Source organism: Pseudomonas sp. SBB6, from assembly GCF_024213215.1.
Lineage (GTDB): Bacteria > Pseudomonadota > Gammaproteobacteria > Pseudomonadales > Pseudomonadaceae > Aquipseudomonas > Aquipseudomonas donghuensis.
Genome location: NZ_JANAVH010000009.1, coordinates 55324 through 67657 on the forward strand (window position 1 = coordinate 55324; position 12334 = coordinate 67657).

Sequence of the window (12334 nt, forward strand, 5' to 3'; positions counted from 1 at the left end):
GGTCAGTGGCGCGCCTTGCGCGCCCTGCCCGGCACGGGTTGCATGACCAGCAGCAAGCCGGTCAGGCCCAGCACCAGGTAACAGAACAACTGCCAGCGCAGTTCCCCCGGCATGCCCACGCGCAACGCGAAATACACCACGCACGCCAGCATCACCATCGACAACAACTGCCCCCGCATGTCCCGCCACAGACTGGCCAGGCCCTGCGCCTGAATCAGCACCAGCGTCTGCACGCCCGCGCAAAACGCCGCAAACGCCACCAGCAACGATGCCATCAGGCTACCGATATCCTCGATCAACAGCGGCGCCAGGCCAATCTGACCCAACGCCGGCAACAGACCGAAATGCAGCATCCACAGGCCGCCAACCCAGAGTACCTGGGTCAGCTGCCAGATTGCCGGGGCGGCAGCAAAGCCCCGGCGACGGTCAGATGTGTTTGACTTCGACAATCTCGTACTCGACCGTACCGCTTGGCGTCTTGATCACCACGGCATCACCCTCTTCCTTGCCAATGATGGCACGGGCAATCGGAGCACCGACCGAGAGCTTGCCCTGCTTGACGTCAGCTTCGTCCTCACCAACGATCTGGTAAGTCACCTGCTCGCCGGTCTCGGTGTTTTCCAGGTCCACGGTGGTGCCGAAGATCACCTTGCCGGTGTGGGCAATGGTGGTGACGTCGATCACGACCGAGTTCTGCAGACGGCCTTCGATATCGCGAATACGCGCCTCGACCATCCCCTGCTCTTCGCGGGCAGCGTGGTACTCGGCGTTTTCCTTGAGATCGCCCAGCTCGCGAGCCTCACCAATGGCCTGGCTCAGGCGCGGACGCTCGGTCTTGCTCAGGAACAGGTGCTCTTCCTCCAGGGCGCGAGCGCCCTGGACGGTCATCGGGTATTTGGTAATGCTCATGCTTTGAGTCCTGCATGCAGATCCTGCAAGCGGCGAACGGTCTTTTCAGGACCAAACTTCAGCGCTTCGCAGATGGCTTCACCGGCCGCAATGGTGGTGGTGCAGTAAATCTTGTGCTGCAACGCATTGCGACGAATCGAGTAGGAGTCAGCGATCGACTGGCGACCTTCGGTGGTGTTGATGATCAACGACACTTCGTCGTTCTTGATCATGTCGACCACGTGCGGACGACCTTCGGTCACCTTGTTCACGCGACGCACTTTCAAGCCAGCCGCTTCGATGACCTTGGCGGTACCGACGGTGGCGACCACTTCGAAGCCCAGGGCGATCAGGTCGCGGGCAACGCCAGCCACTTGTGGCTTGTCGTCGTCACGCACACTGATGAACGCGGTACCGCCAGTCGGCAGCACTTCGCTGGCACCCATCTGGGCCTTGGCAAACGCTTCACCGAAGCTGTCGCCGACACCCATGACTTCACCGGTGGATTTCATCTCAGGGCCGAGGATCGGGTCAACACCCGGGAACTTGGCGAACGGGAACACCGCTTCCTTGACGCTGTAGAAGTTAGGAATGATTTCCTTGGTGAAGCCGATTTCCTTGAGGCTCTTGCCGGCCATGACCCGCGCGGCAATCATCGCCAGCGAAGTGCCGATGCACTTGGAGACGAACGGCACGGTGCGCGAGGCGCGCGGGTTGACTTCGATCACGTAGATCTTGTCGCCCTGCAGGGCCAGCTGCACGTTCATCAGGCCGACAACGCCCAGCTCCAGGGCCATTTTCTTGACCTGTTCGCGGACTTCGTCCTGAACATGGGCCGGCAGCGAGTACGGTGGCAGCGAGCACGCCGAGTCACCGGAGTGAACACCGGCCTGTTCGATGTGCTGCATGATTGCGCCGATCACCACGTCGGTGCCGTCGCAGACCGCATCCACGTCCATCTCGATGGCGCAGTTGAGGAAGTGGTCGAGCAGCACCGGGCTGTCGTTGGACACTTGCACCGCTTCACGCAGGTAACGCTTGAGCTCGTCCAGTTCGTAGACGATCTCCATCGCGCGGCCGCCCAGCACGTAGGACGGGCGCACAACCAGCGGGTAGCCGATGATACCGGCGGCGCGGATGGCTTCGTCTTCGCTGCGCACGGTGGCGTTTGGCGGCTGCAGCAGGTTCAGGCGCTGAACCATCTGCTGGAAACGCTCGCGGTCTTCGGCGCGGTCGATGGCGTCCGGGCTGGTACCGATGATCGGCACGCCGGCTTCTTCCAGGGCACGAGCCAGTTTCAGCGGGGTCTGGCCGCCGTAGTGGACGATCACGCCTTTCGGCTTCTCGACACGAACCACTTCCAGCACGTCTTCCAGGGTCAGCGGCTCGAAGTACAGGCGGTCGGAGGTGTCGTAGTCGGTGGAGACGGTTTCCGGGTTGCAGTTGACCATGATGGTCTCGTAACCGTCTTCACGCAGGGCCAGTGCCGCGTGTACGCAGCAGTAGTCGAACTCGATGCCCTGGCCGATACGGTTAGGACCGCCACCCAGGATCATGATCTTGTCGCGGGTCGACGGATTGGCCTCGCACTCTTGCTCATAGGTCGAGTACAGATAGGCGGTGTCGGTGGCGAACTCGGCCGCGCAGGTATCAACGCGCTTGTAGACCGGGAACACTTCCAGCTTGTGACGGTGACGACGCAGGTTCTTGTCGGTGATGCCCAGCAGCTTGGCCAGGCGCTGGTCGGAGAAGCCCTTGCGCTTGAGGCGCAGCATCAGGTCCTTGTCGATCGCCGACAGGGCCAGGGTCTTGACCTTCTCTTCGTCCTTGATCAGGTCTTCCATCTGCACCAGGAACCAGTGGTCGATACCGGTCAGGGCGAAGATTTCGTCGCAGGTCATGCCCGAACGCATGGCGTCGGCGACGTACCAGATGCGCTCGGCGCCCGGTACGGTCAGCTCGCGCTTGAGGATGCTGGCAGCGTCAGGGCTGGCCAGGTCGACTTTCGGGTCCAGGCCGCTAACGCCGACTTCAAGGCCGCGCAGGGCTTTCTGCAGCGACTCCTGGAAGGTCCGGCCGATGGCCATGACTTCACCCACGGATTTCATCTGGGTAGTCAGGCGGGCGTCGGCTTTCGGGAATTTCTCGAAGGCGAAACGCGGCAGCTTGGTGACGACGTAGTCGATCGACGGTTCGAAGGACGCCGGGGTACGGCCGCCGGTGATGTCGTTCTGCAGTTCGTCGAGGGTGTAACCGACAGCCAGCTTGGCGGCGATCTTGGCGATCGGGAAGCCGGTGGCTTTCGACGCCAGGGCCGAGGAACGCGAAACCCGTGGGTTCATTTCGATCACGACCATGCGGCCGGTGTCCGGGCAGATACCGAACTGCACGTTGGAACCGCCAGTCTCTACGCCGATTTCACGCAGCACCGCCAGCGAGGCGTTGCGCATGATCTGGTATTCCTTGTCGGTCAGGGTCTGCGCCGGCGCCACGGTGATCGAGTCACCGGTGTGCACGCCCATCGGGTCGAAGTTTTCGATCGAGCAGACAATGATGCAGTTGTCCTTTTTGTCGCGGACCACTTCCATCTCGTACTCTTTCCAGCCGATCAGCGATTCGTCGATCAGCAGTTCCTTGGTTGGCGACAGGTCCAGACCACGGGCGCAGATTTCTTCGAATTCTTCACGGTTGTAGGCGATGCCACCACCGGTGCCGCCCATGGTGAAGGACGGACGGATGATGCACGGGAAGCCGAGCTTCTCGAGGACCGCGCTGGCCTCTTCCATGCTGTGGGCGATACCGGAGCGCGGGCATTCAAGGCCAATGGCCTTCATGGCGGTGTCGAAGCGCGAACGGTCTTCGGCCTTGTCGATGGTGTCGGCGTTGGCGCCGATCATTTCCACGCCGAACTTTTCCAGGACACCTTCGCGTTCCAGGTCCAGGGCGCAGTTCAGGGCAGTCTGGCCACCCATGGTCGGCAGCAGTGCGTCGGGGCGCTCTTTTTCGATGATCTTGGCAACGGTCTGCCACTTGATCGGTTCGATGTAGGTCGCATCAGCCATGGCCGGGTCGGTCATGATGGTGGCCGGGTTGGAGTTCACCAGGATGACGCGATAGCCCTCTTCGCGCAGCGCTTTGCACGCCTGGGCGCCGGAGTAGTCGAATTCGCAGGCCTGGCCGATCACGATCGGGCCAGCGCCGAGAATCAGGATGCTTTTAATGTCTGTACGTTTTGGCATGGGTTGTCACTCAATTCCGCAGGTCAGTCGGCAAGCCGCATTGAACAATCTTGGGGGCGGCACCTGAACGCGGCTTGCACCGGTCCAGGGCCTTCTCGCCAGGTGCTCAGCGGCGCTTGGCCATGGCATCGATGAAACGGTCGAACAGTGGCGCGACGTCGGTCGGGCCCGGGCTGGCTTCAGGGTGACCCTGGAAGCTGAACGCGCTCTTGTCGGTACGCTCGATACCCTGCAGGGTACCGTCGAACAGCGACTTGTGGATGGCGCGCACGTTGCCCGGCAGGGTCGCTTCGTCAACCGCAAAGCCGTGGTTCTGGCTGGTGATCATCACCACACCGGTGTCCAGGTCCTGGACCGGGTGGTTGGCGCCGTGGTGACCATGACCCATTTTCACGGTCTTGGCACCGGAGGCCAGGGCCAGCAGCTGGTGACCCAGGCAAATGCCGAACACCGGGATCTCGGTTTCGAGGATGTCCTTGATCGCCTGGATCGCGTAGTCGCAAGGCTCCGGGTCGCCAGGGCCGTTGGACAGGAACACGCCATCGGGGTTGAGCGCCAGGACTTCGCTGGCCGGGGTTTGCGCCGGCACCACGGTCAGGCGGCAGCCGCGGGCAACCAGCATGCGCAGGATGTTCAGCTTGACGCCGAAGTCGTAGGCCACCACGTGGTACGGCAGCTCGGCGGCTTCAATGGTGGCGTGGCTGTCGGTCTTCAGCTCCCAGACGCTGGAGCGCCATTCGTAGCTGCTCTTGGTGCTGACGACTTTTGCCAGGTCCATGCCCTTCAAGCCCGGGAATCCGCGAGCAGCGGCGATTGCCGCTTCTTCGCTGATGTTGTCGCCGGCAAGGATGCAGCCGTTCTGCGCGCCCTTCTCACGCAGGATGCGGGTCAGGCGACGGGTATCGATACCCGCGATCGCCACCACGTTGTTGGCCTTGAGGTAATCAGGCAGGGATTGCTTGTTGCGCCAGTTGCTCGCGATCAGAGGCAGGTCGCGAATCACCAGACCAGCCGACCAGACGCGGTCGGATTCGGCGTCTTCCGGCGTGGTGCCGGTGTTGCCGATGTGCGGGTACGTCAGGGTAACGATTTGCTGCGCATAGGAAGGGTCAGTCAGGATTTCCTGATAGCCGGTCATTGCGGTGTTAAACACCACCTCACCAACGGTCTGACCGTCGGCTCCAATGGCTTCACCGCGAAAAATGCTGCCATCGGCAAGGGCGAGTATGGCTGGCTTAGTCAAGAAGACCTCCCGTAAATCAAGCCTGAAGGGGCGATCGCAGGTTGCAAAAAAGCGGAATGACGTATAGACACGTCACCCCGCTTTCTTCGTCGAATTATCTGCGCGCTTTTAGTGGACACACTAAAGCTGTAGCTTACAGAAAAATGCTTTTTTGGTCTACCACTTAAGTGCCTGAAAGGCGCAGGAATGCGACAGGGCGCACTGGGAGGGTCTTGTGGGAGCGGGCTTGACCCGCGATTGCGGCGTGACAGACAAACCGCAATCGCGGGTCAAGCCCGCTCCCACAGGGGATATGGCGCAGATCAACGCAGGTCGAGCACGTCCTGCATGTCGTACAGGCCAGGCTCGCGCCCGTCCAGCCACAGGGCGGCACGCACCGCACCCCTGGCGAAGGTCATGCGACTGGAGGCCTTGTGGGTGATCTCCAGGCGCTCACCTTCAGCAGCGAACAGCACGGTGTGATCACCGACCACATCGCCGGCACGCACGGTGGCGAAGCCGATGGTCTGGCGATCACGCGCACCGGTCTGGCCTTCACGGCCATACACCGCCACTTCCCGCAGGTCACGACCCAGCGCACTGGCAACCACTTCACCCATGCGCAGCGCGGTACCCGACGGCGCATCGACCTTGTGCCGGTGGTGAGCCTCGATGATCTCGATATCCACGTCATCGCCCAGCACCCGCGCAGCCATGTCCAGCAGCTTCAGGCTGAGGTTGACGCCAACGCTGAAGTTGGCGGCGAAGACGATCGGAATGTCCTTGCCCGCCTCGACCAGCAACTGCTTCTCTTCAGCGGAGAAACCGGTGGTGCCGATGATCATCGCCTTGCCTGCCTTGCGGCAGAACGCCAGGTTCTTCAGGGTCACCGACGGGTGAGTGAAGTCGATCAGCACGTCGAACTCGTCGGCGACCTTGGCCAGGCCGTCGGACAGCAGCACGCCGATCCGGCCCAGCGCCGCCAGTTCACCGGCATCGGCGCCGACCAGCGAGCTGTCCGGGCGGGCGATCGCCGCGGTCAAACCGGCACCCGGGGCTTGCTGCACCGCTTCGATCAGGGTCTTGCCCATGCGCCCTGCCGCGCCCATTACCGCTATACGTCGCATGCCCTATTCCTTCTTACAGATCGCCGAAGAAGCGCTTCACGCCTTCGAACCAGCCATTGGCTTTCGGCGAATGGGAACTGTCGCCTTCCAGCGAATCACGCAGCTCTTCGAGCAGCTCGCGCTGACGACGGCTGAGGTTGACCGGAGTCTCCACCGCGACCCGGCACATCAGGTCACCGGCACCACCACCGCGCACCGGCGCCACACCCTTGCCACGCAGGCGGAATTGCTTGCCGGTCTGAGTGCCTTCCGGGATTTTCAGCTTGACCCGACCATCAAGGGTCGGCACTTCCAGCTCGCCACCCAAGGCGGCATCGGTGTAGCTGATCGGCACTTCACAGTACAGATGCTTGCCATCGCGCTGGAAAATCGAGTGCTCACGCACGTTGATCACAACGTACAGGTCGCCAGTCGGGCCACCCTGGGAACCAGCCTCGCCTTCGCCAGACAGACGAATACGGTCGCCGGTATCGACGCCAGCCGGGACCTTGACCGAAAGCGTCTTGTACTCTTCGATGCGGCCTTCGCCGTGGCACGAATCACACGGGTCGGTGATGACCTTGCCCTGGCCGTGGCAACGTGGGCAGGTCTGCTGGACCGAGAAGAAGCCCTGCTGCATGCGCACCTGGCCAATACCGCCACAGGTCGGGCAGGTCGAAGGCGACGAGCCTTTCTTGGCCCCGGAACCGTCACACGGCTTGCAGTTGACCAGCGTCGGCACACGGATGTTGACCGTGGTACCGCGCACGGCTTCTTCCAGGTTCAGCTCCAGGGTGTAACGCAGGTCGCTGCCACGCTGGGCGCCACCACGCGAACCACCACGGCCGCCGCCGAAGAAATCGCTGAACACATCACCGAAGATATCCGAGAAGTTCGCGCCGCCGAAACCGGCACCGCCACCACCCATGCTCGGATCCACGCCGGCATGACCATACTGGTCATAGGCCGCACGCTTGCTGGCATCGGAGAGCACTTCGTAAGCCTCGTTGGCTTCCTTGAATTTCTCTTCCGACGCTTTGTCATCAGGATTACGGTCCGGGTGATGCTTCATCGCCAGGCGGCGATAGGCCTTCTTCAGATCCGCTTCACTGGAGCCGCGCTCAACTCCCAGAACTTCGTAATAGTCACGCTTTGCCATAAGTCTTTGCACTCTTGAGGACGTTCGGCAAACCTCTGCGCATTCCGCGCTGTGCCGCCAGCACCTGCCTCACCTACCCTCCGGGCGGCTGACAGATGCTGTAAAAATTCGGGTATTGCAGACACGCCAACGCGGGAGCAAGCCCCCGCGCGGCGACATCCTACCAGCCAACCATCAAAAAACAGTCAATTGGCCGACAACCTGTAGCAATTACTTGTCTTTGACTTCTTCGAACTCAGCATCGACAACGTCGTCATGCTTGGCTTCCGGCTCGGCCTGCTGAGCGCCGCCCTTAGGCTGTTCAGCCGACTGCTCGGCGTACATCTTCTGGGCAACCGGAGCCGAAACCTTCGACAGCTCTTCGACCTTGGCGTCGATGGCAGCCTTGTCGTCGCCCTTGATGGCGGCTTCCAGGGCAACCACGGCAGCTTCGATCGCAGTCTTCTCGTCGGCAGTGACCTTGTCACCGGCGTCAGCGACCATCTTGCGAGTCGAGTGAACCAGTGCATCACCCTGGTTACGGGCAGTGGCCAGCTCTTCGAACTTGCGGTCTTCTTCCGAATTCGCTTCAGCGTCGCGGATCATCTGTTGAATTTCTTCATCAGACAGGCCGGAGTTGGCCTTGATCACGATCGACTGGGTCTTGCCAGTAGCCTTGTCCTTGGCGCCTACGTGCAGGATGCCGTTGGCGTCGATGTCAAAGGTCACTTCGATCTGCGGCACGCCACGTGGTGCTGGTGGAATGTCGGCCAGGTCGAACTTGCCCAGGGACTTGTTCTGCGCAGCCTGCTTGCGCTCACCTTGCAGCACGTGAATGGTCACGGCGCCCTGGTTGTCATCGGCAGTCGAGAACACTTGCGACTTTTTGGTCGGGATAGTGGTGTTCTTCTCGATCAGCGCGGTCATCACGCCACCCATGGTTTCGATACCCAGGGTCAGCGGGCTGACGTCCAGCAGCAGTACGTCTTTGACGTCACCGGCCAGTACCGCACCCTGGATCGCAGCACCCATGGCAACCGCTTCGTCCGGGTTGACGTCTTTACGGGCTTCTTTACCGAAGAAGTCGGTAACAGCTTTTTGCACCAGCGGCATACGGGTCTGACCGCCGACCAGGATCACGTCGTCGATCTTGCTGACGTCGATACCGGCGTCTTTCATGGCGATGCGGCATGGCTCGATGGTGCGCTGAACCAGGTCTTCTACCAGCGATTCCAGCTTGGCGCGGGAGATCTTCACGTTCAGGTGCTTGGGACCGGTAGCGTCTGCAGTGATGTACGGCAGGTTGACGTCGGTCTGCTGGCTCGAGGACAGCTCGATCTTGGCCTTTTCAGCGGCTTCTTTCAGGCGCTGCATGGCCAGCGGGTCACCTTTGAGGTTCATGCCGCTTTCTTTCTTGAACTCGTCGACGAGGTAGTCGATCAGGCGGATGTCGAAGTCTTCACCACCGAGGAAGGTGTCGCCGTTGGTGGCCAGCACTTCGAACTGATGCTCGCCATCGACTTCGGCGATTTCGATGACCGAAACGTCGAAGGTACCGCCACCCAGGTCATAAACGATCACGGTGTGATCGCCCTTGGCCTTGTCCATGCCGTAGGCCAGGGCAGCCGCGGTTGGTTCGTTGATGATCCGCTTGACGTCCAGGCCGGCGATACGGCCGGCGTCCTTGGTGGCCTGACGCTGGCTGTCGTTGAAGTAGGCCGGAACGGTGATCACCGCTTCGGTCACTGGCTCGCCGAGGTAGTCTTCGGCGGTTTTCTTCATCTTTTTCAGGATTTCAGCCGAGATTTGTGGCGGTGCCATTTTCTGGCCGTTCACTTCAACCCAGGCGTCGCTGTTGTCAGCCTTGACGATTTTGTACGGAACCATCTGGATGTCTTTCTGCACCACTTCTTCGTCGAAGCGACGGCCGATCAGACGCTTGACCGCGTACAGGGTGTTGTGCGGGTTGGTGACCGCCTGGCGCTTGGCCGACTGGCCAACCAGGATTTCGCCATCGTTGGCGTAGGCGATGATCGACGGCGTGGTACGAGCGCCTTCGGCGTTCTCGATGACCTTGACGTTGCCGTTTTCCAGAATGGAGACGCAGGAGTTGGTGGTCCCCAGGTCGATACCGATGATTTTACCCATGTTAACTCTCCCGAAACTTGAATTTGGTTGCCGCAGCAGTGGTGGCTAACTGCGGTAATACTTGAATGCTTGACACCTAGATGGGGGCGCCGAAAACGATTTCAAGCCTGCTCGTCAATCGACGGCGTAACCGCTGCCGGGGCCTTGCTGACCACGACCATGGCCGGGCGCAGCAGGCGGCCGTTGAGCTGGTAGCCCTTCTGGAACACCTTGAGCACGCTGTTGGGCTCGACCTCGGCGCTTTCCTGCATGGCCATCGCCTGATGGTGCTCGGCATTGAACGGTTCGCCGTGCGGATCGATGGCCTCGAGGTTGTAGCGCTTGAGGGTGTCGTGGAACATTTTCAGGGTCAGCTCGATGCCTTCACGCATCGGGCGAATGCTCTCGTCGTCCGCGCTGGACAGCTCCAGGCCGCGCTCGAGGCTGTCGATGACCGGCAGCAGGTCACCGGCGAATTTTTCCAGGGCGAACTTGTGCGCCTTTTCTACGTCCTGCTCGGCGCGGCGGCGCACGTTCTGCAGGTCGGCGGCGGTGCGCAGGGATTGATCCTGGGCCGCCGCCAGCTGCTCTTCGAGCACCTGCACGCGGGCGCTCAGCTCTTGGTCGCCAGTCGCTTCGGCGTTCAGATTCTGTTCATCCAGCTGTTCGTCAGCCATAAAATCTCTCCTCTCGAATAAGGTCTGCGAGCATTACTCGCGCGTCTGCCGGCTATATGGGGTCGCAAAACCCAGGTTCAAGGGCCTTCAAGACGGCTTGCTCACATTCGCTCATAACCCAGCGCAATCAGAACCGCGCCCTGATAACCAAATCGAACTAAACATCAGCATTGTCAGCGGATTTGAAAACACTGTATAAATAACCAGACCTAACGCCTGGGAGCCGCCCCAATGCTGGTGCACCTGTCCGTACACAACTACGCCATCGTCGAACACCTGGACCTCGAGCTCGCCCGCGGGATGAGCGTCATCACCGGTGAAACCGGGGCCGGCAAATCGATCATGCTCGACGCCCTGGGCCTGACCCTGGGCGATCGCGCCGACAGCGGCGTGGTGCGCCCCGGGGCCGACAAGGCCGACATCCTCGCCACCTTCGACCTGGTGGACATCCCCGAAGCGCGCACCTGGCTGGCCGAGCGCGACCTCGAAAGCGATGGCCCGTGCATCCTGCGCCGGGTGATCACCGCCGAAGGCCGCAGCCGCGGCTACATCAACGGCACGCCCTGCCCGCTCGGCGACCTCAAGGCCCTGGGCGAGCTGCTTATCGACATCCACAGCCAGCATGAGCACCAGTCGCTGCTGAAAACCGACACCCACCGCCGCCTGCTCGACGAATACGCCGGCGCCACCGACCTGGCCCGCCAGGTACAGCTGGCGGCCCAGCGCTGGCGCCAGACCCGCCAGGAGCTGGAACGGCTGTCCAATTCCGGCGATGAGCAGCGCGCGCAGCACCAGTTGCTCAGCTACCAGCTCGAGGAGCTGGACAACCTTGGCCTGGGTGAAAACGAACTGGAGCAGCTGGAGCAGGAACACAAGAACCTGACCAATGCCGAAGCGTTGTTCGGCATCTGCCGCCAGGTTATCGACCACTGCAGCGAAAATGATTCAGGCAACGTCCTCAACGCCCTGACTGCCAGCCTCAACCGCCTGACCGCCGTGCAGAATGCGCCCAAGGCCCTGGGTGAAGCCGCCACCATGATCGCCAGCGCACAGATCCAGGTCGAGGAAGCCGTCGGCGAGCTGAACCGCTTCCTCGACAACTTCGATGCCGACCCGGCGCGCCTGCAACAGCTCGAAGAGCGCCTCGACACTATTTATACCCTTGCTCGCAAACACCGGGTGCACCCCACCGAGCTGGCCAGCCTGCAGCAGCGCTTGATGGAAGAGCTGGAAAACCTCAACGCCAACGACGAATCGATCGAGCGCCTGGGTGAAGAACTGGCCGCCTATGCCCGCCATTACCAGGACAAGGCTGGCGAACTGAGCGCCTTGCGCCAGCACGCCGCCAGCCAGCTGGCCAGCGCGGTGGAGCAGGAAATCCAGCGCCTGGGCATGCCGGGTGGCCGCTTCAGCATCGAGTTGCACGCCAACAGCACCGACGAACTGCAGCCCCAGGGCCTGGAACAGGTCGAGCTGCTGGTCAGCGCCAACCCTGGGCAGCCGCTCAAGGCCCTGGCCAAGGTTGCTTCCGGTGGCGAGCTGTCGCGGATCAGCCTGGCGATCCAGGTGATCACCGCACAGACCTCGCGCATCCCGACCCTGGTGTTCGACGAAGTCGACGTGGGTATCGGCGGGCCCACTGCGGAGATCGTCGGCCAGTTGCTGCGCCGCCTGGGCGAGCGCGGTCAGGTACTGACCGTAACCCACCTGCCGCAGGTGGCTGCCCAGGGCCACCATCACCTGTTCGTGCATAAAGTACGTGACAGCGATGCCACCCATACCGCCGTGGCCAATCTGGGCAAGCGCGAGCGTGTTGAAGAGGTTGCCCGCATGCTCGGCGGTATCGACCTGACCAAAGAATCCCTGGCCCACGCACGCAAGATGGTGGTCACCAGCAAGGCCTGAAACACGCGGCTATAAAAAGCCATAAGCCAGAA

The 12334-nt window shown here is 61.7% G+C and carries 9 protein-coding genes; 1 reads left to right on the forward strand and 8 read right to left on the reverse strand.

Features of this window, described 5'->3' with window-relative positions:
- Positions 1-2: 2 nt before the first annotated feature.
- From NLX68_RS18105 to grpE, 8 genes are all read right to left on the reverse strand, one after another.
- Positions 3-449: an MFS transporter gene (locus NLX68_RS18105; protein WP_254285109.1), complete on the reverse strand. Its 447-nt coding sequence runs from the start codon at positions 447-449 to the stop codon at positions 3-5.
- Positions 427-909, reverse strand: coding sequence for a transcription elongation factor GreA (gene greA / locus NLX68_RS18110; RefSeq protein ID WP_010222971.1), 483 nt, complete (start codon positions 907-909; stop codon positions 427-429). Before greA ends, NLX68_RS18105 begins: the two co-directional genes overlap by 23 nt.
- Positions 906-4127 carry a carbamoyl-phosphate synthase large subunit gene (carB, locus tag NLX68_RS18115; RefSeq protein WP_254285110.1) on the reverse strand — a complete coding sequence of 1074 codons (3222 nt, stop codon included), beginning with the start codon at positions 4125-4127 and terminating at the stop codon, positions 906-908. Before carB ends, greA begins: the two co-directional genes overlap by 4 nt.
- Positions 4128-4233: 106 nt before the next feature.
- Positions 4234-5370, reverse strand: a complete 1137-nt coding sequence (carA, locus tag NLX68_RS18120; RefSeq protein ID WP_010222969.1) for a glutamine-hydrolyzing carbamoyl-phosphate synthase small subunit — start codon at positions 5368-5370, stop codon at positions 4234-4236.
- A 302-nt stretch (positions 5371-5672) separates the two neighbouring features.
- On the reverse strand, positions 5673-6476 hold the full coding sequence (gene dapB / locus NLX68_RS18125) for a 4-hydroxy-tetrahydrodipicolinate reductase (protein ID WP_254285111.1): 804 nt from the start codon (positions 6474-6476) through the stop codon (positions 5673-5675).
- A gap of 13 nt (positions 6477-6489) precedes the next feature.
- Positions 6490-7614 carry a molecular chaperone DnaJ gene (gene dnaJ, locus NLX68_RS18130; RefSeq protein WP_010222967.1) on the reverse strand — a complete coding sequence of 375 codons (1125 nt, stop codon included), beginning with the start codon at positions 7612-7614 and terminating at the stop codon, positions 6490-6492.
- A gap of 210 nt (positions 7615-7824) precedes the next feature.
- On the reverse strand, positions 7825-9741 hold the full coding sequence (gene dnaK / locus NLX68_RS18135; protein ID WP_254285112.1) for a molecular chaperone DnaK: 1917 nt from the start codon (positions 9739-9741) through the stop codon (positions 7825-7827).
- Between the two features lie 101 nt (positions 9742-9842).
- Positions 9843-10397 (reverse strand): nucleotide exchange factor GrpE, encoded by a 555-nt coding sequence (grpE, locus tag NLX68_RS18140; RefSeq protein ID WP_010222965.1) that lies wholly within the window; start codon positions 10395-10397, stop codon positions 9843-9845.
- A 231-nt stretch (positions 10398-10628) separates the two neighbouring features.
- On the opposite strand from grpE, the gene recN reads away from it, so the two are divergent.
- Complete coding sequence (recN, locus tag NLX68_RS18145) at positions 10629-12302, forward strand: DNA repair protein RecN (RefSeq protein ID WP_254285113.1); 1674 nt, start codon at positions 10629-10631, stop codon at positions 12300-12302.
- Positions 12303-12334 lie beyond the last annotated feature (32 nt).